The sequence below is a fragment of the Thauera sp. WH-2 genome (genome assembly GCF_048321015.1).
GTDB lineage: Bacteria > Pseudomonadota > Gammaproteobacteria > Burkholderiales > Rhodocyclaceae > Thauera.
On the sequence record NZ_JBLWFG010000009.1, the window covers coordinates 77538 to 98127 of the forward strand.

At 67.0% G+C, this 20590-nt stretch carries 20 protein-coding genes and 1 tRNA gene; 10 read left to right on the forward strand and 11 right to left on the reverse strand.

The window, feature by feature from the left end; genetic code table 11:
• From ACNKW1_RS13880 to ACNKW1_RS13920, 9 genes are all read left to right on the forward strand, one after another.
• Positions 1-1464, forward strand: coding sequence for a hypothetical protein (locus ACNKW1_RS13880; protein WP_418365187.1), 1464 nt, complete (start codon positions 1-3; stop codon positions 1462-1464).
• Positions 1461-2690, forward strand: coding sequence for a hypothetical protein (locus ACNKW1_RS13885; RefSeq protein ID WP_418365188.1), 1230 nt, complete (start codon positions 1461-1463; stop codon positions 2688-2690). Before ACNKW1_RS13880 ends, ACNKW1_RS13885 begins: the two co-directional genes overlap by 4 nt.
• 38 nt (positions 2691-2728) lie before the next feature.
• The gene (locus ACNKW1_RS13890) at positions 2729-3418 is read left to right on the forward strand and encodes a type II secretion system protein (protein ID WP_418365189.1); all 690 of its coding nucleotides are present in this window, start codon (positions 2729-2731) and stop codon (positions 3416-3418) included.
• A gap of 40 nt (positions 3419-3458) precedes the next feature.
• Entirely contained in the window at positions 3459-4091 is a 633-nt protein-coding gene (locus ACNKW1_RS13895; RefSeq protein WP_418365190.1) for a prepilin-type N-terminal cleavage/methylation domain-containing protein, read from the forward strand.
• 256 nt (positions 4092-4347) lie between these two features.
• Positions 4348-5337: a KpsF/GutQ family sugar-phosphate isomerase gene (locus ACNKW1_RS13900; protein WP_418365191.1), complete on the forward strand. Its 990-nt coding sequence runs from the start codon at positions 4348-4350 to the stop codon at positions 5335-5337.
• A gap of 3 nt (positions 5338-5340) precedes the next feature.
• Positions 5341-5922, forward strand: coding sequence for an LPS export ABC transporter periplasmic protein LptC (gene lptC / locus ACNKW1_RS13905; RefSeq protein WP_418365192.1), 582 nt, complete (start codon positions 5341-5343; stop codon positions 5920-5922).
• Positions 5919-6446 (forward strand): lipopolysaccharide transport periplasmic protein LptA, encoded by a 528-nt coding sequence (gene lptA / locus ACNKW1_RS13910; protein WP_418365193.1) that lies wholly within the window; start codon positions 5919-5921, stop codon positions 6444-6446. Before lptC ends, lptA begins: the two co-directional genes overlap by 4 nt.
• Before the next feature lie 34 nt (positions 6447-6480).
• Positions 6481-7257, forward strand: coding sequence for an enoyl-CoA hydratase (locus ACNKW1_RS13915; RefSeq protein WP_418365194.1), 777 nt, complete (start codon positions 6481-6483; stop codon positions 7255-7257).
• A 360-nt stretch (positions 7258-7617) separates the two neighbouring features.
• Positions 7618-8187: a phasin family protein gene (locus ACNKW1_RS13920; RefSeq protein ID WP_418365195.1), complete on the forward strand. Its 570-nt coding sequence runs from the start codon at positions 7618-7620 to the stop codon at positions 8185-8187.
• A 182-nt stretch (positions 8188-8369) separates the two neighbouring features.
• On the opposite strand, the gene ACNKW1_RS13925 is transcribed toward ACNKW1_RS13920, so the two are convergent.
• The 10 genes from ACNKW1_RS13925 to ACNKW1_RS13970 form a co-directional block, all read right to left on the reverse strand.
• A complete protein-coding gene (locus ACNKW1_RS13925) occupies positions 8370-9170 on the reverse strand; it encodes a lysophospholipid acyltransferase family protein (protein WP_418365196.1) in 801 nt (266 codons plus the stop codon).
• Positions 9171-9187: 17 nt separating this feature from the next.
• On the reverse strand, positions 9188-9721 hold the full coding sequence (gene gmhB, locus ACNKW1_RS13930) for a D-glycero-beta-D-manno-heptose 1,7-bisphosphate 7-phosphatase (protein WP_418365197.1): 534 nt from the start codon (positions 9719-9721) through the stop codon (positions 9188-9190).
• Positions 9722-9775: 54 nt separating this feature from the next.
• Positions 9776-11863, reverse strand: a complete 2088-nt coding sequence (gene glyS, locus ACNKW1_RS13935; protein WP_418365198.1) for a glycine--tRNA ligase subunit beta — start codon at positions 11861-11863, stop codon at positions 9776-9778.
• Complete coding sequence (gene glyQ, locus ACNKW1_RS13940) at positions 11863-12789, reverse strand: glycine--tRNA ligase subunit alpha (RefSeq protein WP_418365199.1); 927 nt, start codon at positions 12787-12789, stop codon at positions 11863-11865. Before glyQ ends, glyS begins: the two co-directional genes overlap by 1 nt.
• Positions 12790-12865: 76 nt before the next feature.
• Positions 12866-14419 (reverse strand): apolipoprotein N-acyltransferase, encoded by a 1554-nt coding sequence (gene lnt / locus ACNKW1_RS13945; RefSeq protein WP_418365200.1) that lies wholly within the window; start codon positions 14417-14419, stop codon positions 12866-12868.
• A complete protein-coding gene (locus tag ACNKW1_RS13950) occupies positions 14419-15258 on the reverse strand; it encodes an HlyC/CorC family transporter (protein WP_418365201.1) in 840 nt (279 codons plus the stop codon). The genes lnt and ACNKW1_RS13950 overlap by 1 nt, the downstream gene beginning before the upstream one ends.
• A 22-nt stretch (positions 15259-15280) precedes the next feature.
• Positions 15281-16060 (reverse strand): rRNA maturation RNase YbeY, encoded by a 780-nt coding sequence (gene ybeY, locus ACNKW1_RS13955; RefSeq protein ID WP_418365202.1) that lies wholly within the window; start codon positions 16058-16060, stop codon positions 15281-15283.
• Positions 16050-17078 carry a PhoH family protein gene (locus ACNKW1_RS13960; RefSeq protein ID WP_418365203.1) on the reverse strand — a complete coding sequence of 343 codons (1029 nt, stop codon included), beginning with the start codon at positions 17076-17078 and terminating at the stop codon, positions 16050-16052. The genes ybeY and ACNKW1_RS13960 overlap by 11 nt, the downstream gene beginning before the upstream one ends.
• On the reverse strand, positions 17079-18431 hold the full coding sequence (gene miaB / locus ACNKW1_RS13965; protein WP_418365204.1) for a tRNA (N6-isopentenyl adenosine(37)-C2)-methylthiotransferase MiaB: 1353 nt from the start codon (positions 18429-18431) through the stop codon (positions 17079-17081).
• Positions 18432-18489: 58 nt separating this feature from the next.
• Positions 18490-18789: a hypothetical protein gene (locus ACNKW1_RS13970; RefSeq protein WP_418365205.1), complete on the reverse strand. Its 300-nt coding sequence runs from the start codon at positions 18787-18789 to the stop codon at positions 18490-18492.
• 238 nt (positions 18790-19027) lie between these two features.
• Between ACNKW1_RS13970 and ACNKW1_RS13975 the strand changes: the two genes are divergently transcribed.
• Positions 19028-19104: transfer RNA gene (locus ACNKW1_RS13975), tRNA-Met, on the forward strand.
• A 515-nt stretch (positions 19105-19619) separates the two neighbouring features.
• On the opposite strand, the gene ACNKW1_RS13980 is transcribed toward ACNKW1_RS13975, so the two are convergent.
• Positions 19620-20561: a diguanylate cyclase gene (locus tag ACNKW1_RS13980; protein WP_418365206.1), complete on the reverse strand. Its 942-nt coding sequence runs from the start codon at positions 20559-20561 to the stop codon at positions 19620-19622.
• Positions 20562-20590: the final 29 nt, after the last annotated feature.

Here is a 20590-nt window from a genome sequence, read left to right on the forward strand (position 1 = left end):
ATGCTCCGCAAACCGCTCCTGCTCCTGATCGACCCGCACGGACTGGAAGTGTGGCAGCACACCGACGGCCTGCTGCAAGCGCGCGCCGGCTTCGACGCCCACGGGCACGAGGCCTTCTCGAACTGGCTCGCAGGGCTGCAGCAGCGGCCTTCCTGCCGCGTGCTGGTCAACCTGCCGGACGAAGACTATGAATACGAGGATCTGCCGCGCACCCGTGGTCGTGACCGCCGCGCCCTGATCGCGCGCCGCTGCGCCGCATGGTTTCCGCACACGCCTTTCGTCCATGCCTGGGCCGCCGGCCCCGCGCCAAACCTGCGCAGCGGTGCGGAACGCTTCGTTTTCGCCGGTCTCGAGCGCCCCGCACCGCTCCAGGCGTGGCTTGCGGTGCTGCAGCGCAGCCAGGTCCGGGTCAGCCACCTGATCCCGGCTGCCAGTCTCGTTCCAACGCTACCCTCACTCCATCCCCATCGCCGCAACAAGCCCGATACCGGCACGGCCCCCGACGCCAGTGCGGCCCTGGTTGCAGGCTTCACCCGTAGCGGGCTGCGTCTGAGTCTGATACGTGGCCAGAAGCTGCTCTTCTCTCGGCTGATCCCCCACTGCACCGTGCAGTTCACGCCCGGGAGTCCGTCATGGGAGGAAGAGATCGAGCGCACCTGTGCCTACCTCCAGGCGCAACCGCTGCTGGCGGCCGACACGCCCCTGTGCGTGCATCTTCTCGCCGCGCCGGCCACACTCGCACGGCAGGCCGCGCCCGAAGGGCACTCGGGTACCACGGGACCGCGCTGGGTCCTCGCCCCCGCGCCACCCGGTCGTCAAGTCGCGGTGGCGCCCCCTCAACCCTCGCCGCCGCACGCCGACAGCGGCCGCGCAGCACTGGAAGACTTCGACACGCTGCTTCTCACCGCGCTCATCCGGGTGCGAGCCGCGGAGGGCTGGCCAGCCCGCAGCACCGGCGGAGCGACGGCCCCGCTCAGGCTCTCACGCACCCGGCTGGCCGTCGGCGGGCTTTTTGCCGCCGCAAGCATCACGGGCGGAGCCTGGTTCGCGCACGGAACCGCCGCACCGACTCCCGTGATTGAACCTGCCTCCCTGGCCACCCTGCCGCCCGACCTCCCCGCCCACGGTGACGAAGCCGCCATTTCCGAGCCTGCCGCACATCCCGAAGCGCCACCGCAGCCCAAGGAAGCGACCGAGTCGCCACCAACGACCGCCCCTCCGCAGCGGGTCCCAAGAACGATCGAGGGCATCATCCATCATCACGGCGGGCGCACCCGGATCTGGGCGGATGACCGCCTGCTCGAAGCCGACAGCGCCGGGCTGCGCACCCTCAGTCCGACCATGCTGTCACCGCTCGAGCAACCACGGATCCGGCTGCGCGTGGGCGACACGTGGCCACTCCCGCCGCCACCGCCCGAAGATCGTCCCGGGGAGCCCCCCCTCCACGAGGGTGGAGCCCAATGAAACCGCGACGTCAGGGAGGCCAGGTCCTCCTCACCCTCCTGCTTCTCGGGCTGGTGCTGGGCACCGGCAGCCTGCTCGCGAGCGGTGCCCTGCGCGCACGCGCCGAGGCTCAGGCGCATGCCCGATCCATCGCCGCGCTCGCCGAAGCGCGCAGCGCCCTGATCGGCTACGCGATCAGCTATGCCGAGCGCCACCCCGACGCAGGGTATGGATTCCTGCCCTGTCCGGACAGGGACAACGACGGCTCCACCGACCTCGGCGCCTGTGGCGCGCGAGGCCACTTCACCCTCGGACGCCTGCCCTGGCGCACACTCGGCCTGCCCGAACTCCGCGACGGATGGGGCGAATGCCTGTGGTACGCGGTCGCGGGCAGCATCAAGCACAACCCCAAGCCGCTCAGTCTGAATTGGGACAGCCCCGGGCAGTTCGAACCACAGGGCGCAAACCGGGAGCCCCTGCGCCTGCAGACCGCCGACGGGCGTGCAGTCGCCGTGCTCTTCGCCCCCGGTCCGGCGCGCCGAGGACAGGCTCGCGCCGGACGCCGCCCAGGCACGTGCAGCGGCACCGACGCCTCCGATCTGCCCCAGTACCTGGACCACCCGTACCCACTTGGCGGCGCAACGCCATTCACGGTCATGCAGGGGGGAGAACCCGCAGACGCGGCGGGAGACTCGAACGACCTCCTGGCGTGGATCGGTGTCGACGAGATCTTCGCAGCCTGGCGGCGGCGCAGCGATCACGCGGCCTACCTCGACAACCTCCTCACCCGCGCTGCCGGCGCGCTGACCGCTCGGCTCGCTCGCGCTGACCGGGACGCCTGGCTCGATGCGCACGCAACACGCATCGGCATGCTCCACGCCGCACCGCTGCCCCCCGCCGCCGCACTGGGACTTCCCGCTCCCGAGCGCGGCGAGGTCGATCAATGGCGCGACCAGATGCACTTCGCCGCCTGCCCGGCGGGCGACACCTGCATCACCGTCACGCGCACTCACGGTACCGAACCCTGCAGCGCTGTCCTCGGATTCGCGGGCGAACGCGTGCCCAGCGGACCCGCCGCCCAGCGGCGCAGCACCGCAACGCAACGGGCCGATCCTGCGCAGTACTTCGAGGGCGTCAACGCACCCGGCTTCGCGCAGGGCATTCCCGCGTTCGAGGGCGTGGCGACCGTCCCCCACCGCCGCGACAATCACCCCGGCACAGACGACGTCATCCTGTGCCTGCCATGAATCTCCGCATGCCTGGCCTGCAGGCATCCCCCGGCCCAATGCAAGAGCTTCGTACGCCCAGCGTCACCAGCGCCCGCGCGCGCGGCTTCACCCTGGTCGAAGTGGCCATGGTACTGGTGATCCTCACCCTGCTCGGCGGTAGCCTGCTCATGCCCCTGAGAGTCCGTATCGAAGCACGCGAGCGCACGGCCACGCTGACGCAGTTGCGCGAGATCGATCATGCGCTGACCGGCTTCGCGATCATTCATGGCCGTCTGCCCTGCCCCAGTACCGAAGCCGACCCGGCGAGCCCGCAATACGGCATCGAGGATCCACCCCCCTGCCGTCACGGCATCGCCGGGCGGCTGCCGTGGCGCTCGCTGGCACTGTCGGCGACGGACGCCTGGGGCCGCCCCCGCACGCATGTAGGCGATAGCTGGGCAGGGTACTGGCACTATCGCGTCGACCCAGCATTCGCGAGCGGCCCCATCCGCGCCGACACGGTTCCTGCGGCAAACCTGCAGATCCATGCCCACGACGGCAGCCGCATCACCACACTCGATTCGCAGGCGATCGCCCTGGTGCACTCGACTGGGCCGAACCGGCGCGCCGACGGGCGCAATGCGAGCTTCTCGCCTGGTGCCCCGTCCTATCAGGCCGGTGAACCGACCCCCGACTTCGACGACCAGCTGGTGTGGATCGGTCGCCCGCTGCTGATCGCACGCCTCGCCCAAGCCGGTCGTCTTTGAGCCGCCGCCCCATGACCCACTCGCAGAGGAGACACCCATCATGCGCACCCAACATGGCTTCACCCTGGTCGAACTTTCCATCGTGCTCCTCGTCATCGGCCTGCTGCTGGGTGGCGTACTGAAAGGACAGGCCTTGATCGACAGCGCGCGGGTGAAGAATCTCGCCCAGGATCTGCGCACCGTCCCCGCGCTGGCCCATGCCTACCAGGACACATACCGCGCCCTGCCGGGAGACGACCCCGGCGCCGTGCTCCACCTGTGCGGCAGCACACCGGCGTGCACCCGCGCCGGCAATGGCAACGGCTCCGTGGATGGGGACTGGGACGCAAGCACCGATCTGGAATCCGTGCGCTTCTGGCAGCACCTGCGCCTGGCCGGAATCACCACCGGCAGCACCGATCTCTCATCCCCGGGGTATCTGCCGCGCAACGCACTCGGCGGGCGCCTGGGCGTGCAGCGCGGCGGCATACTCGGACTGCCCGGCACCCTAGCAGTGTGCTCCGGCGCAATTCCCGGCTCCATGGCACGCGCACTCGACATTGCACTCGACGACGGCGAGCCCAGCACGGGATCGCTTCGCACCGGGACGCAGGGTACGAGCGGGATCATCCCGGTCTCCAGCGCGAACCCCCTCGTCGATGCAAGCCTGTACACCGTGTGCGCAAGCCTCTGAGCCCAGCTCTCCATCCCTGGGGAGCGGGAGCAAGACAGGGGCGCAGAGCAGCCCGGCAGACAAGGCCCGGTGTCTGCCATACCGGGCTGCCGTCTCTCACCGTTACCGTCTCTGTTGGCGTCTGTGTTGGCGTCTGGGGGCAGCAACGGGGGTTTGGTATACAATCTTGCCGACCCTCACCGTGCCTGCCGCCGGGACTCCGCGTCCGGCAACGCATTTGACCACGCCTTGCAGCGAACCTGATCGCATCCACTCCATGGACCCAATTCCCGCTTCCAGCGAAAGTCGCGCGGTCGCAATGGCACGCCGCGTGCTGCGCATCGAGGCCGAGGCCGTGGCCGCCCTCGCCGAACGCATCGGCGTCGAATTCGAACGCGCGGTGGACATCATCCTCAAGCGCCACGGGCGCGTGATCGTCACCGGCATCGGTAAATCAGGCCACATCGCACGCAAGATCGCGGCCACGCTCGCCAGCACCGGCACGCCGGCCTACTTCGTGCACGCGGCCGAAGCGGCGCACGGCGATCTCGGCATGATCACCGCACAGGATGTCGTCATTGCGCTGTCGAACTCGGGGTCTAGCGAGGAAGTGCTCACCATCGTGCCGCTGGTCAAGCGCCAGGGCGCGCGCCTGATCGCGATGACCGGAAAGGCCGATTCGCCGCTTGCGCGCGAGGCCGACGCGCACCTCGAGGCCGCCGTGGCGGAAGAGGCCTGCCCGCTCAACCTCGCTCCTACCGCGAGCACCACCGCTGCGCTGGCGCTTGGCGACGCGCTGGCCGTGGCGCTGCTCGATGCACGTGGCTTCGCAGCTGAGGATTTTGCACGTTCGCACCCGGGCGGAGCACTCGGGCGACGTCTGCTCACCCACGTCTCAGACGTGATGCGCCCGGCCAGCGCGGTGCCACAGGTCGGTGCCGATGTGCCACTCGCTCAGGCCCTGCTGGCAATGACCGCGGGCGGCATGGGGATGACTGCAATCGTCGGCCCCCAGGGGCGTCCCGAAGGCATCTTCACCGACGGCGATCTGCGCCGCGCACTGGAGAAGGGCATCGACGTGCGCAGCGCAAACCTTGCGGACGTGATGACACGCAATCCACGCAGCATCGGCCCTGCCGCGCTTGCAGTCGAGGCCGCCGAACTCATGGAGCGCCACCGCATCAGCCAGCTGCTGGTGCTCGACCCGCACGGAGGGCTCGCAGGCGCGCTTACGACGCACGACCTGATGCAGGCCAAGGTCATCTGAATCATGCTCGTCGACGCCTGGCGCCTTTATCCCGTCATTGCACTCGCGGCGCTTGCGGGCGGCTCGATCTGGCTCGAGCGCGCCACCCGCACGGACGAACCGGTCGTCTGGGCCGAGCAGACCGGTCCGGACTTCGCCGCCGAATTCACCCGCGTGACCAGCTTCGGCGACGACGGCCGCCAGCGCTACGAACTCGTCGCCGATCGGCTCGAACACTTCCCTGTCGACGACACCACCCGCCTCCACCTGCCACGCCTGCATATGCTGGGCGAGGACAGCGAAACCTTCGTCACCGCCAACAGCGCAAACGTTTCGCCCGGCGGGGATCAGGTCGACCTCACGGGCGAGGTGCGCGTACGTCGTCCAGCCACCAACGACGCTCCGCCGCTCACGCTAGAATCCGAAACCCTCACCGTGTGGCCCGACGCGCACCGCGCCCTGACGCACTCACCCGTGCTGCTCACGCGCGGCGACGGGCGAACCACCGCACAAGGCATGCACGCCGACGACCTGTTCGGCACGCTCGAACTCATCGGCGAGGTCAGGACTCATTTGCCGCGCCGCCGCCAAGGATCGCCATCATGAAGCACTGGATCATCACTGCTGCCTGCGCACTGTTCGCAGGTCTTGCGCCCCCCGTCTTCGCCGAAAAGGCCGACCGCGAGCAGCCGGTCAACATCGAGGCGGACAACCTGACGGTAGATGACCGCAACAAGGTCCATGTCTTCGAAGGAAACGTCATCCTTACCCAGGGTTCGCTCGAGATCCGGGGCGACCGGCTGGTCGTCACCCAGGATGCGGCCGGCTTCCAGAATGGCGTGGCGACCGCCAGCAAGGGGCTCGCCACCTTCCGCCAGCGCCGCGAGGGCACGAGCGACTACGTGGAAGGCGAGGCCGAGCGCATCGAATACGACAGCCGCAGCGAGAAGGCGAAGCTGTTCAACCGCGCCAAGGTCACCAGCGGCGGCGACCAGGTCACCGGCCACTACATCGAATACGACGCCATCACCGAGAACTATCTCGCCACCAATGCCCCCGGCAGCAAGCCCGGCACCGCACCAGCCCGCGTGCGTGCCGTGATCCAGCCGAAATCCGACGGCGCGCAGTGAGCGCTGCCACCCCTGTTGAACGTAAGGAGACCCCATGAGCTTCGAGATGATCATTGCCGAGAAGCGCGGCCGCGTTGGCCTCATCACCCTCAACCGCCCGAAGGCGCTGAACGCCCTCAACGACCAGGTTGTCGACGAGATCGGCGCCGCGCTGGATGACTTCGAAGCGGACGAGAACATCGGCGCGATCGTCATCACCGGGTCGGAGAAGGCCTTCGCAGCCGGCGCCGATATCGGCGCGATGGCGAGTTTCTCGTACATGGACGCCTACAAGGGCGACTACATCACCCGCAACTGGGAACGCGTAAAGACCTGCCGCAAGCCGGTCATCGCCGCGGTCGCAGGCTTCGCGCTCGGCGGCGGCTGCGAACTGGCGATGATGTGCGACATCATCATCGCGGCCGACAGCGCGAAGTTCGGTCAGCCCGAGATCAAGCTCGGCATCCTGCCCGGCGCTGGCGGCACCCAGCGCCTGCCCCGCGCAGTGGGCAAGGCAAAGGCCATGGACATGTGCCTGACCGCGCGCTTCATGGACGCCTCCGAGGCCGAGCGTGCCGGGCTGGTTTCCCGCGTGGTCCCGGCCGACAAACTGCTCGACGAAGCGCTCGGCGCGGCCGAAACCATCGCAGGCTACTCGTTGCCGGTGATCATGATGATCAAGGAATCCGTGAATCGCGCCTTCGAGAGCAGCCTCAACGAAGGCCTGCTGTTCGAGCGCCGCGTGTTCCACTCCGCCTTCGCGCTCAACGACCAGAAGGAAGGCATGGCCGCCTTTGTCGAGAAGCGCAAGCCGGACTTCCGCCACGACTGATTTCCATCCCCTGCCGCAACACCAGCGCCCCGCGACGCCCGCCCGGGCAGCGTCCGCGGGGCGTCTGGCCGTAGGGCGCACGGACCGCCCCACGCGGATGTTGCGGTGCGGTCACAATGTCGAAACACCAGATCTCCAGAATCGGGACAAGCTTGTCGATGCAGCGCAGCAGCAAGGTCTAAAACTAGCTCCGGAAACGCGCAGGCGATTGGGTTTCATAATCAATCTGCCATTGTGCGATGCACAAAAACGCGCTTGACACACTCCCCGGGGTCCGTATAATCCGACCCATGCTGCAACGCACCATCGCGGCATGAGCAAGCGATGCGGATGCAAACACCCATACTCAAGGAGATTCACATGAGCAACTACGTCACCCCCGAGCAGTTCGTCGCCGCCAACAAGACCAGCATCGAAACCATGCTGACCCTGGCCAACACCGCCTTCGCCACCGTCGAGCGCCTGGCTGCCCTGAACCTGAACACCGCCCGTTCGCTGCTGGAAGACGGCGTGGCCAACACCAAGGCCCTGCTGGCTGCCAAGGACGTGCAGGAGCTGACCAACCTCCAGATCTCGCTGGCCCAGCCGGTCGTCGAGAAGGCCGTCGCCTACACCCGTAGCGTGTACGAAATCACCTCGCAGACCCAGGAAGAAGTCTCCAAGGTCTTCGAAGGCCAGATGGCCGAAGTGAACAAGGGCGTCGCCACCGCACTCGACAAGGCTGCCAAGTCGGCACCCGCCGGTTCGGACGTTGCCGTCGCCGCCGTCAAGTCGGCCATCGCCGCCGCCAACAGCGCCTACGACAGCATGAGCAAGGCCGCCAAGCAGGTCGCCGAGATCGCTGAAGCCAACGTGGCTGCCGCGACCAACGCCACCGTCAAGGCCGTGAGCACCACCGCCAAGACGGCCGCCCCCAAGAAGGCTGCCTAAGCCTCTTCGGTACCGCTGAACAGAAAGGCCCCGCATTGCGGGGCCTTTCTGCGTCCACGTACGCTGGAACGTGGCCGCGTGAGAACTGAATCCGGCGGACATCGAAAGGCGGCGGAAACACCGCCCCCTCCAGCACTCCGGCCGCCGCAACCTGGTCCGATTACCGCTCTGCAGCTGCTGCCTCAGACGTCCTGCGCGCTCTTTCGCTCGGCGCCGCCCGCATCTTCTTCGGGCGTACCTGCCGGACTGGCTGCCACCTCGGCGTTCCCATAGTGGTGCGGAAACAGCCGATGCATCTCGGCCTCGATCCAGGCCTCGGCCCGCTCGCTGACGTCACCCGCCTTTGCGCCTTTGGTGTCAATCGCAGGACCGATGCTGACGATGATCTCCCCCGGGCGCTTGATGAAGGCATTGCGCTGCCAGAACTCACCCGCATTGTGCGCCACCGGCACCACCGGAACCCCCGCACGCCTGGCCAGGATCGCACCGCCCGGCTTGTAGCGCCGGGTCGTTCCGGGCGCAACCCGGGTCCCCTCCGGAAAAACCACCACCCACAGACCTTCCTTGAGGCGCTCGCGCCCCTGCTCGACCACCTGCGCGAGCGCATCCTTGCCCGCGGAGCGGTCGATCGCGATGCCCGGGATCATGGCGAGCGCCCAGCCGAAGAAGGGGACGCGCAGCAGTTCGCGCTTGAGCACGTAGCACAGCGGCGGAAAGATCACCTGCAAGGCGATCGTCTCCCACGCCGACTGATGCTTGGACAGCACCACGGCCGGCCCCGCAGGGATGTTCTCACGACCGAGCACGCGGTAGCGAATGCCGAGCACGTGGCGGATCACCCACATCATGATCGGCACCCAGCTGGTGATCAGCCGGTGGCGCGTCATCGGCGGCAGCCAGAAGAACAAGGTCGGGAAGACCACATAAGGCACCGTGACGACGGCGAGCGCGATGGCGAAGAGGATGGAGCGGATCAGATGCACTTCAGTACTCGAAGGGTTCAGGATGTCAGTTCGGCCGCAAGAGTGGCCAGGTCGGGGAACACCTCGGTGCCGGGCGGCAGTTCCGGGTTCTCGCGCGTCTTCTCGCCCTTGCCGGTGAGCACCAGATAGGGCTTTGCGCCCACCGCTACCGCAGCCTGCAGGTCGCGCAGGCTGTCCCCCACGACCGGCACGCCAGTCAATTCCACGTTGAAGCGTGCGCCGATCTGCTCCAGCATGCCAGGCTTCGGCTTGCGGCAGTCGCAGGTGGAGTCGGCCGGATGCGGGCAGAAGAAGATCGCATCGAGACGACCGCCGACCTGCGCGAGACTCTTGACCATCTTCTCGTTGATCGCGTTGAGCGTATCCATGCCGAACAGCCCGCGCCCGACGCCCGACTGGTTCGACGCCACCACCACCCGCCAGCCCCACTGGTTCAGGCGAGCGATCGCTTCCAGCGCGCCAGGGATCGGCTTCCACTCATCCGGCGACTTGATGAACTGATCGGAATCGAGGTTGATGACCCCGTCGCGATCCAGAATGATGAGCTTCATCGTCTTGCTCCTTGCGTCGCAGCGACCCCCACGCCCCATGCGGCCGCGGGGTGATCAGGCCGACAGGCGCGAGATGTCCGCCACCTGGTTCATCAGGCCGGCAAGCTGCGCCAGCAGCGCGAAGCGGTTCTGGCGCGTCAACGGCTCTTCGGCCATCACCATGACGTCCTCGAAGAACTGGTCCACCGCCGCGCGCAGCCCAGCGAGCGCACACAGCGCGTCGGTGTAGTCCTCGTTGGCGACGTGCGAGCGCACCAGCGGCGCGACCTCGACCACCTGACGGAAGAGCGCCTTCTCGGCTTCCTCCTGCAGCAGCGCGAAGTCCGGCTCGCCCGGCGTGCCCTCGGCCTTCTTCAGGATGTTGACGATGCGCTTGTTGGCGGCGGCCAGGGCCTCGGCCTCGGGCAACGCGCGGAAGGCTTCCACCGCGGCGAGCTTGGCCGGCACCAGATCGATGCGCGCGGGCTTCAGCGCCAGCACGGCGTCGATCACGGCGCCGTCGCGGCCCGTCTCGCGGAGCAGGTTCTTCAAGCGCTCGAACATGAAGTCCTGAAGCTGTGCGGAGAAGCCTTCGGTGGTCAGCAAGCCGGGCTTGAAACCGCCTGCAGCGGTGTCGATGAGCTTCGGCAACTCGAGCGGAAGCGGCGCCTCGATGAGGATGCGCAGCACGCCGAGCGCGGCGCGGCGCAGCGCGAACGGGTCCTTGTCACCGGTCGGCACCATGCCGATGCCGAAGAAGCCGACCAGAGCGTCGAGCTTGTCGGCCAGCGCCACGGCGGCGGCGACGTTGCCCGCGGGCAGCGCGTCGCCGGCGAAGCGCGGCTGGTAGTGGGCCTGGATGGCATCGGCGACGACCTGCCCTTCGCCGTCGGCGAGCGCGTAGTAGCGGCCCATGATGCCCTGCAGCTCGGGGAACTCGCCCACCATGTCGGTGACGAGGTCGGCCTTGGCCAGGCGCGCGGCGCGCTTCGCCGCGGCGACGTCGCCGTGCAGTTGGGCGGCGATCGCGCCTGCCAGCGCCTCGACGCGCTCGACGCGCTCGAGCTGGCTGCCGAGCTTGTTGTGATAGACCACCGGCGCCAGGCGCGGCAGGCGGGCTTCCAGCTTCAGCTTCTTGTCCTGCTCGAAGAAGAAGCGCGCGTCCGACAGGCGCGGGCGGACCACGCGGGCGTTGCCGGCGACGATGTTGCTCGGATCGGCCACCCGCATGTTGGAGACGATCAGGAAGCGGTTGAGCAGCTTGCCGGCACCATCGAAAAGCGGGAAGTACTTCTGGTTGGCGCGCATGGTCAGGATCAGGCACTCCTGGGGCACGGCGAGGAATTCGGCCTCGAACTCGCCCACGTACACCGTCGGGTGCTCGACCAGCGCGGCGACCTCATCGAGCAGGTCGGCGTATTCGTCGAGCAGTGCGCCCTGCTTCGCGGCCTCGGCGAGCAGCTGGCGCTCGATGTCGGCGCGGCGCTCGGCGAAGCTGGGGATGACCTTGCCCTCGGCGAGCAGCGTGGGCTCGTAGGCGTCCGCAGTCGCAATGTCGATGTCGCCGCGGCTCATGAAGCGGTGGCCGCGCGTCGTGCGGCCCGAGTCCAGGTCGAGCACGCGGCCCGGCACCACGTCAGCACCGTGCAGCAGGGTGAGCTTGTGCACCGGACGCACGAAGGTGGCATCGCCGTCGCCCCAGCGCATGACCTTGGGGATGGGCAGCGCCTTGATCGCGTCCTGCACGATGCCCGCGAGGACGTCGGCGAGCTTCGCACCCGGCACCATGGCGGTGTGGAACAGGGCCTCGGCCTTGCCGTCCATACGACGTTCGAAGCCGACGAAGGCGTCGGCGGCAATGCCCTTCGCTTCCATCTTCTTCAGCAGCGCCGAGGTCGGCTTGCCCTCGGCGTCGAGCGCCACGGACACCGGCATCAGCTTCTCGGTGACTTCCTTGGCTGCGGCTTCGGAGGCCACCTGCGCCACCGTCACCGCCAGCCGGCGCGGGCTGGCGAAAGTGCGAAAAGCCGCGTCAGTGGGCGCCAGCCCCCTGGCCTTGAGGCCCTCGGCGATCTTCGTGGCGAAAGTCTCGCCCAGGCGCGGCAGGGCCTTGGGCGGCAGTTCTTCGGTGAGCAGTTCAACGAGCAGGGTCGCGCTGGTCATCACGCGGCCTCCTTGGTGGTGTTCAGCATCGGGAAGCCGAGGGCTTCGCGGGATTCGAAATAAGCCTGGGCGACGGCGCGCGACAGGTTGCGGATGCGGCCGATGTAGGCGGCACGCTCGGTCACCGAGATGGCGCCGCGGGCGTCGAGCAGATTGAAGGTGTGCGCGGCCTTCAGCACCATCTCGTAGGCCGGCAGCGGCAGGCCGACCTCCATCACGCGCTTGGCCTCGGACTCGTAGTTGGCGAACAGCGAGAACAGGAAGTCGACGTTGCTGTGCTCGAAGTTGTAGGTCGATTGCTCGACCTCGTTCTGGTGATAGACATCGCCGTAGGTGACCGCGCGCCCGTCGGGGCCAACCGACCACACCAGGTCATAGACGTTTTCCACGCCCTGCAGGTACATCGCCAGGCGCTCGATGCCGTAGGTGATCTCGCCCAGCACCGGCTTGCAATCGAGACCGCCGACCTGCTGGAAATAAGTGAACTGGGTGACCTCCATACCGTCCAGCCACACTTCCCAGCCCAGGCCCCAGGCGCCTAGGGTGGGATTCTCCCAGTCGTCCTCGACGAAGCGGATGTCGTGCACCATCGGGTCGATGCCGAGCGCACGCAGGCTGTCGAGGTAGAGCTCCTGGATGTTCAGCGGCGAGGGCTTGAGCACTACCTGGAACTGGTAGTAGTGCTGCAGGCGGTTGGGGTTCTCGCCGTAGCGGCCGTCCTTGGGGCGGCGCGAGGGCTGCACGTAGGCGGCGTTCCAGGGCTCGGGGCCGATCGCACGCAGGAAGGTGTGGGTGTGGCTGGTGCCGGCGCCCACCTCGAGGTCGTAGGGCTGCAGCAGTACGCAGCCGCGCTCGCCCCAGAAGTGCTGGAGTGTGAGGATGACTTGCTGGAAGGTCGGTTTCACGAGTCTGGATTCGGTGGTCATGGTCTCGGGCAGCCTCCGGGCTGCGCAGCGCACGCAAAGGCGATGATTTTAACGGGCTTCGGGCTGCAAGGGGGCGTCAGACGTGCGCACGGCGACCCATCACCGCCGCAGTCACGATCAGCAGGGCCACGCCAATCGCGAGCCAGTCGCCCCCGCGCGCATACGGCGTAAGCCCCGCGTAGCCCTGCGCCTCAACGCGCAGCACGCCACGCTCGAACGCGGGTAGCAGCGCGGCGACGCTGCCATCCGGCTGCACCAGCGCGGTCATGCCGGTGTTGGTCGAGCGCAGCATCGGGCGCCCGGTCTCGAGCGCACGCACACGGGCGACCTGCAGGTGCTGGGGCTGAGCGAGCGAGTCGCCGTACCAGGCGAGATTGGAAATATTGAGCATCAAGGTGGCCTCCGGCAGCGCGCGTGCGAGTTCTGCGCCGAAGAGATCCTCGTAGCAGATGTTGAGCGCCACGCGTTGCGCGCCGAAGCGCATCGGCGGCTGGTCGGGGGCGCCGCGCGTCTGGTCGGACATCGGAATCTGCGCCAGCCGGTAGAACCAGCCGAAGAGCGGCGGCGAATACTCGCCGAAGGGCACCAGGTGCTGCTTGGCGTAGTACTGCACAGGCGCGGTGCCGAGGCTGATCGCCGCGTTGTAGATGTGCCCGGCCTCATCGCGGCGGAACACGCCCATCACGAGGTCTCCGCCACCTTCACGTGCCGATTGTGCCAGCCATTCCAGGTAGCCTTCAGGCAGGCGATCGAGCAGTGTCGGCACGGTGGTCTCGGGTAGCACCACGAGCGCAGGCGGCTGCGGCCCAGCAAAAGCTTCGCGCACCAGGTCCAGGTTTGCCTGGAGCACGTCGGCAAAGCGCTCCGGATCCCACTTCAGGCTCTGCTCGAAATTCGTCTGCACCAGCGCCACGGTGACCGGCGCACCGCTCGGCACGGTCCATCCCCGGCCAGCCAGCCCCATGCCGACTGCGAGCACGACGCCCACCACCGCCACCGGCGCCCAGCGCCGCACGGGGGCACCACGCCCCATGGGCAGGAAGACCACCAGAGCAGCGACGAACGCGGCAAGCCCGCCGACGCCGTAGGCGCCGATCAGCGGCAGATAGCCGGCGAGCGGACTGGGTGGCGTCTGCGAGTAACCGACGCCCAGCCAGGGAAAACCGGTAAACACCACGCCGCGCAGCCACTCGGCGAGCAGCCAGAGCGCGGCAAAGAGGGCGGCTGAACGCACGGGCGCCGCAGAAGGCGCTCGTCGTGGGGGCGCGGCTCCGACCCTTTGCGCGGAACGCGGCGGGCGTCGACGATGCAGGCCCGCAAAGCCAGCGCCGGCAAGTCCCGGGAAAAGTGCGAGGTAGCCACAGAACAGGGCGATGGCAAGCACGGCCAGCGGTGCAGGCATGCCACCATAACGCTCGAGAGCCACGTACAGCCAGGACACCCCGCCGGCAAAAGCGCCAAACCCCCAGACGAACCCGAGCGCAAAACCGTCACGCAGGCGGGTCACACCGACGAGCAGCCAGGCGAGCACCCCCAGCGAAATCAGCGCGAGCGGATACCACTCGAAGGGCGCGTAGCCGCACACCGACGCGCCGCCCGCAAGCAGCGCGAGCAAGGCGCGACGCCGCATCACTCTTCCACGGGCTCGGGCTGGGGCAGACGCTCCACCACCAGGGTATGCACCCGGCGACTGTCGGCGCGCAGAACCTGAATCTTCAGCCCTTCCACCTCCAGTGCCTCGCCACGCTTGGGCAGGCGCCCGAAATGGCGGATGACGAGACCACCGACGGTGTCGTACTCCTCGTCGCTGAAGTGGGTCGCGAAAGCCTCGTTGAAGTCCTCGATCTCGGTCGTCGCCTTGACGCGGTAGCGTCCGTTCTGATCGAGACGGATGCTGTCGCCAGCCTCGTCGAAGTCGTATTCGTCCTCGATGTCGCCGACGATCTGCTCGAGCACGTCCTCGATGGTGACCAGCCCGGCCACGCCGCCGTATTCATCAACCACGATCGCCATGTGGTTGCGCGATACGCGGAACTCGCGCAGCAGCACGTTGAGGCGCTTGGATTCGGGCACGAACACCGCGGGGCGGAGCATGTCGCGCAGATCGAACTCGCGCCCGGCGAAGTAGCGCAGCAGATCCTTTGCGAGCAGGATGCCGGCGACGTCGTCCTTGCCGTCCCCGATCGCGGGGAAGCGCGAGTGCGCGGTGTCGATGGCGAAATTGACGATCGCATCGATCGGATCGTCCAGGTGCACGCAGTCCATCTGCGCGCGCGGGATCATCACGTCGCGCACCTGCATGTCGGACATCTGCAGGGCGCCTTCGATGATGGAGAGCGCATCGGCGTCGATCAGGTTGCGATCGAAGGCCGAGTGCAGTTGCGCGAGGAGTTCTTCGCGATCTTCCGGTTCGCGCGAGAGAAAGGCCGAAAGTCGCTCAAGTAAGGAAGGTTTAGGGGAACTGTCCATTTTGGGTGTCGAAGTCTCCGCTTCAGGCGCTCAAGGCGTATGGGTCGGCGTAGCCCAGCTCGCGCAGGATGGCGGTCTCGAGCGACTCCATCTCGGCGGCTTCCGCTTCGGTTTCGTGATCGTAGCCCTGCAGGTGCAGCATGCCATGCACGACCAGATGCGCAAAGTGCGCCTCCAGGGTCTTGCCCTGGGCGGCCGCCTCGCGCACCACGACCGGCACGCACAGCACCAGGTCACCGGCGAGCACATCGCCCCCGGCATCGGGCGCGCCGGGCAGCGCCTCGTTTTCTGCATAAACGAAAGTCAGGACGTTGGTGGCGTAGTCCTTGCCCCGGTAGTCGCGATTGAGCTCACGCCCTTCGGCCTCGCCCACCAGACGCACGGTGACCTCCGCGTCCCGGCGCGCCGCGGCCCGGACCCAGCGGCGGATGTGATTCTTCTTGGGCGCGTTGGCCTTGTCCTCGCCTTCCAGCGCCTTCTGCACCGAGAGCTTGAGCACCGGCTCGTGTCCGCCTTCGGGCAACTCCAGCGGATCGACAAAGCGCATGTCGTGATGGACGTCTACGCGCAGGGTGAGCAGATTGCAGGCACCCGGCTGCAGCGAAAGCATCGGCACCGCGCTCTCGTCCTCACAATCGGCCTCGATCTCGAGATCGCCCCGGGCGGACTCGGGGAAGGCCAGCAGCAGCCGGCGGCCGTTTCCGAAGTCGATCTCGAGGCGCTCGGCCTTCACCCGGCTCGCCTTGCCATCAGCGGCGATCGCGGTGATTCGGGGCGTGCTCACGACTGTGTCATTCGCCATTTCGGGAGTCTTCCTCTTCCTCTGTCTCTTCTATTGCCTGCGTCGCCCTCGCGCGCGCGGCGGCCTTCTCGCGCTCGATGCGCGCAGCTTCGCGGTCGTAAGCTTCCACGATGCGTGCGACAAGCGGATGACGGACCACGTCTCCCTTGCGGAATTCGGTGATGGCGATGCCGCGCACCTCGGAGAGCACCTCGCGCGCTTCCCTCAAACCACTGCGCTGGCCGCGTGCCAGGTCGACCTGGGTCAAGTCGCCGGTGACCACAGCCTTGGCACCGAAGCCGATGCGGGTGAGGAACATCTTCATCTGCTCGGGCGTCGTGTTCTGCGCCTCATCGAGGATGATGAAGGCGTTGTTGAGCGTGCGCCCGCGCATGAAGGCGAGCGGCGCAATCTCGATCAGGCTGCGCTCGAAGAGCTTGCCGACGCGGTCGAAGCCCATCAGGTCGTAGAGCGCGTCGTACAGCGGGCGGAGATAGGGGTCGACCTTCTGCGCGAGGTCGCCGGGCAGGAAGCCAAGACGCTCGCCCGCCTCGACCGCCGGGCGGGTGAGGATGATGCGCTCGACCAGGTCGCGCTCGAAGGCGTCCACCGCACTCGCCACCGCAAGGTAGGTCTTGCCGGTGCCGGCCGGGCCGATGCCGAAGGTGATGTCGAATTCCTGGATATTGCGCAGGTACTCCACCTGGCGGGGCGTACGACCGTGCAGCTCGGTACGCCGCGTCATCAGCACCGGTGCGGACTGCTGCGATTCGCCCTTGTTGGCGATCTCGATCAGGCCAAGCTGCACGTCGTCGAGCGAGAGGTCACTCTCGGCGCGCTCGTAGAAGTGCTTGAGCGCCATCTCGCCGCGCAGCACCTGCGCCGGATGACCGGTGAGCGTGAAGTGCTCGCCACGCCGGCTCACGGTGATGTCGAAGGCGTTCTCGATCTGGCGCAGATTCTCGTCGAGCACGCCGCAAAGGTTTGCGAGCCGGGCGTTGTCGACCGGTTCGAAGAAGACTTCAAGGGTCTTCGCCATTCAGGATTCCCGGGTGAGGATTTCGCCGCGCAGGCTGTGGGGCAGCGCGGCAGTGATGCGCACATCCACGAACTGCCCGATCAGGCGGTCGCGCACGGGCGAGTCGGAAGGGAAGTTGACCACGCGGTTGTTGTCGGTGCGCCCCATCATCTCGACCTCGGCGTTCTTCTTCGCCGCGCCCTCGACCAGAATGCGCTGCACCGAGCCGACCATGGCCTCGCTGTTGGCCTGGTACTGCGCGTCGATGCGCTTTTGCAGGCGGGCGAGCCAGGCGAGCTTGGTGTCCTGCGGCACAGGGTCTTCGAGGTCGGCCGCCGGCGTGCCAGGACGCGAGCTGTATACGAAGCTGAAGGAGCCGTCGAAGCCGATGTCCTCGATCAGCTTCATGGTCTTCTCGAAGTCGTCCTCGGTCTCGCCGGGAAAGCCGACAATGAAGTCCGAGGTCAGCGACAGATCCGCGCGCGCCGCGCGCAGCTTTCGCACCACCGACTTGAACTCGAGCACCGAGTAGCCGCGCTTCATCGCCGCCAGCACGCGGTCCGAACCCGACTGCACCGGCAGGTGCAACTGCGAGACGAGCTTGGGGATCTTCGCGTAGCAGTCGATCAGGCGCTGCGTCATCTCGCGCGGGTGCGAGGTGGTGTAGCGGATGCGTTCGATGCCGGGGATCTCGGCCACGCACTCCAGCAGGAAGGCGAAGTCCCCCTGCTCTCCGTCCTCGCGCACCAATTCGCCGCGCCAGGCGTTGACGTTCTGGCCCAGCAGCGTCACTTCCTTGACGCCCTGCGCCGCCAGGCCGGCGACCTCGGCGAGCACGTCCTCGAGCGGGCGCGACACCTCGTCGCCGCGGGTGTAGGGCACGACGCAGAAGGTGCAGTACTTCGAGCAGCCCTCCATGATCGACACGAAGGCGCTCGCGCCCTCGACGCGCGCCGGCGGCATGGCGTCGAACTTCTCGATCTCGGGGAAGGAGATATCCACTTGCGAGCGCCCGGTCTGCTTGCGCGCCTCGATCAGGCCGGGCAGGCGGTGCAGGGTCTGCGGGCCGAACACGACGTCCACATAGGGCGCGCGCTTGACGATGGCCTCGCCCTCCTGACTGGCCACGCAGCCGCCGACGCCGATGATCAGCCCGGGCTTGGCCTGCTTGAGCAGGCGCGCACGCCCGAGATCGTGAAACACCCGCTCCTGCGCCTTCTCGCGCACCGAACAGGTGTTGAAGAGGATCACGTCGGCCTCTTCCGGGTCGTCGGTCTTGACCAGTTCTTCGTGGGCACCGAGCACGTCCGCCATCTTCTCGGAGTCGTACTCGTTCATCTGGCACCCGAAGGTGCGGATGTAGAGTTTCTTCATGTTCAGGAAAACACCAGGCTGAGCCTTGCGGCCGTTCGGGCGAGTATCGCGGCAGCCATCAGCGCTTGGGCTCGGGCATGGCCGCTTCTTTCGGGGTGAGGATCCACACCCGGTGCACCTCGCCATTGCTGTCGAGCAGCATGCGCACCGTATGGCTTCCACGAATGTGGGATGGCAGCACGATGCGGTTGTGGGTGTCACGGATCTGCGCACCGGGACTCAGGCGCAGCGCCAAGTCCTTCACCCGAACCACGCCGGGTTGCGAGAACCCGGCCGTCGCCTTCACGGCATCATCGGGAATCGGCCGCGGCAGCGCCGCAACCGCCAGCGAGGACGCCATGCCAAGCACGCTGACCATGAGAACGGAAACAAAATGCGGGCGCAAGGGCAGACCGGACAGATCCGGAATGGTAGGAACAGGCGGCGATCATCCCCGATCGCCCGCCTGATGTCAATGCAAAAGCCTTATAAATCAAGACTTCCGAGGCAGACCGCGCACCACCCGTAGCCGCTCGCCCAAGCCCTCGCCTTTCGGCTTTCGGCCGGCCGACTGTTGACGCATCCCGGCCCGACCCGCTATATTCGCGCGCTCTGTTGGTGATGTAGCTCAGACGGTTAGAGCGATGGATTCATAACCCATAGGTCGGCGGTTCGATTCCGCCCATCACCACCACCAAACACAAAGCCGCTGATTCGAAAGGATCAGCGGCTTTTTGCTTCTGCAAGTGGCACGGGATGCCTGCTCCGACACGTCCTGCACCCTAGGGCGCGCTCGCCGTCCGGCAGCGACACGACTATGTGAGCTTCAAGGTCCTGACCCGCAGCGACCGCGCACTCTCAAACCCACCCGCCCTCCTGACGCCTTCGATCAAGATGCGGTCGAAAGCCGTCTATCCGCCCCCTGCGAACCGGAAGCTCAACGCATTTGCCGCCGGCACAGAGGATGAAACCGAGCCGTTGGCATGTGTTACTGGACACCAGAAAACGGCATCCGGCCTACGCCGCACCCACTTGCCTCCCTTTTGAGCAACCCATGCAAGCTTATGGCAAACAAGGCTTCGCCACACTTATCCACAGCTCTGCCAACAGCTCTTTCCCCACGGACTGGGGACAACCCAGTGCGAGGGTCGCAAAGCAGGCGCAATCAGGAGCGGACGACGCCGACGGTGGGTTGCCTCAGTCAGCGGCCTACGATTCGACGCAGTTCCGCCCTGCGAGCTTGGCCCGATAGAGCGCCATATCGGCACGCTTGATCAGCGCATCGAAGCCCTCGTCGGCGGCAAGCACGACGGCCCCGAAACTGGCGGTGACAGAGCCCGCCGCGTCGAAGTGTCTGGCCTCGATGCCCGCACGCAGGCGCTCCGCGGCGCGAAGGGTTTCGCTCAGGTCAGCACCGGAGAGCAGCAACAGGAACTCCTCGCCCCCCCAGCGCCCGACCACATCTTCCTCGCGCACCTGCTCGCGCACCACTTCGATCACGCCGCGCAACACGGCGTCGCCAGCGTCATGGCCGTGGGTGTCGTTGATCTGCTTGAACAGGTCGAGATCGAACATCACCAGCCCCAGCGGCGTGCCAGTGGCATGGGCGCGTGCGATCGCATCGTTGAGCCTGCGAGAGAACTCGGCCCGATTGGCCGCGCCGGTCAGGGTGTCGGTGGTGGCCAGGATGCGGATGCGCCGCTCGACCTCCTTGCGCTCGGTGATGTCACGGCAGATGCAGAAGATGAGCTTCTGCCCGCGAAAGATCGTGCGGCTGTTACTGAGCTCGATCTCGACGACGCTACCGTCCTTGCGCATCTGACGGGTTTCGAAGTGGTGTCCATCCGCATCGATGCAGTGAATCATCTCGAGCAGGTCATCCGCCGTGTACTCGTAGGCCCAGTCCCACACGTGGAGCTGATAGATCTCTTCCATCGTGTAGCCGAGCGTCTCCGCGAAGCGCGGGTTCGCCTCATAGACCCGACCGTTCTGGTCGAGCACGACCACTCCGTCACGTGACTGCGCAAACAGGGTGTGCCACAGGGAGTCCCGGTCGCGGAGAAGTTGCTCCACGGTTTCGCGCTCGAAGTACCCCGCTTCGGGGTCTTCAGCAGGCGCTTCCTGCTTCAGGGGATCGTGACTGGCATTCATTTGGGCCGGATCGACAGCTTGTGAGGGAC

Bases quoted from the DNA above. Each gene is read 5' to 3' on its own strand.
- ACNKW1_RS13880 (WP_418365187.1), top strand. From the start codon at position 1: ATGCTCCGCAAACCGCTCCTGCTCCTGATCGACCCGCACGGACTGGAA.
- ACNKW1_RS13885 (WP_418365188.1), top strand. From the start codon at position 1,461: ATGAAACCGCGACGTCAGGGAGGCCAGGTCCTCCTCACCCTCCTGCTT.
- ACNKW1_RS13890 (WP_418365189.1), top strand. From the start codon at position 2,729: ATGCAAGAGCTTCGTACGCCCAGCGTCACCAGCGCCCGCGCGCGCGGC.
- ACNKW1_RS13895 (WP_418365190.1), top strand. From the start codon at position 3,459: ATGCGCACCCAACATGGCTTCACCCTGGTCGAACTTTCCATCGTGCTC.
- ACNKW1_RS13900 (WP_418365191.1), top strand. From the start codon at position 4,348: ATGGACCCAATTCCCGCTTCCAGCGAAAGTCGCGCGGTCGCAATGGCA.
- lptC (WP_418365192.1), top strand. From the start codon at position 5,341: ATGCTCGTCGACGCCTGGCGCCTTTATCCCGTCATTGCACTCGCGGCG.
- lptA (WP_418365193.1), top strand. From the start codon at position 5,919: ATGAAGCACTGGATCATCACTGCTGCCTGCGCACTGTTCGCAGGTCTT.
- ACNKW1_RS13915 (WP_418365194.1), top strand. From the start codon at position 6,481: ATGAGCTTCGAGATGATCATTGCCGAGAAGCGCGGCCGCGTTGGCCTC.
- ACNKW1_RS13920 (WP_418365195.1), top strand. From the start codon at position 7,618: ATGAGCAACTACGTCACCCCCGAGCAGTTCGTCGCCGCCAACAAGACC.
- gmhB (WP_418365197.1), bottom strand. From the start codon at position 9,721: ATGAAGCTCATCATTCTGGATCGCGACGGGGTCATCAACCTCGATTCC.
- glyS (WP_418365198.1), bottom strand. From the start codon at position 11,863: ATGACCAGCGCGACCCTGCTCGTTGAACTGCTCACCGAAGAACTGCCG.
- glyQ (WP_418365199.1), bottom strand. From the start codon at position 12,789: ATGACCACCGAATCCAGACTCGTGAAACCGACCTTCCAGCAAGTCATC.
- lnt (WP_418365200.1), bottom strand. From the start codon at position 14,419: ATGCGGCGTCGCGCCTTGCTCGCGCTGCTTGCGGGCGGCGCGTCGGTG.
- ACNKW1_RS13950 (WP_418365201.1), bottom strand. From the start codon at position 15,258: ATGGACAGTTCCCCTAAACCTTCCTTACTTGAGCGACTTTCGGCCTTT.
- ybeY (WP_418365202.1), bottom strand. From the start codon at position 16,060: ATGGCGAATGACACAGTCGTGAGCACGCCCCGAATCACCGCGATCGCC.
- ACNKW1_RS13960 (WP_418365203.1), bottom strand. From the start codon at position 17,078: ATGGCGAAGACCCTTGAAGTCTTCTTCGAACCGGTCGACAACGCCCGG.
- miaB (WP_418365204.1), bottom strand. From the start codon at position 18,431: ATGAAGAAACTCTACATCCGCACCTTCGGGTGCCAGATGAACGAGTAC.
- ACNKW1_RS13970 (WP_418365205.1), bottom strand. From the start codon at position 18,789: ATGGTCAGCGTGCTTGGCATGGCGTCCTCGCTGGCGGTTGCGGCGCTG.
- ACNKW1_RS13980 (WP_418365206.1), bottom strand. From the start codon at position 20,561: ATGAATGCCAGTCACGATCCCCTGAAGCAGGAAGCGCCTGCTGAAGAC.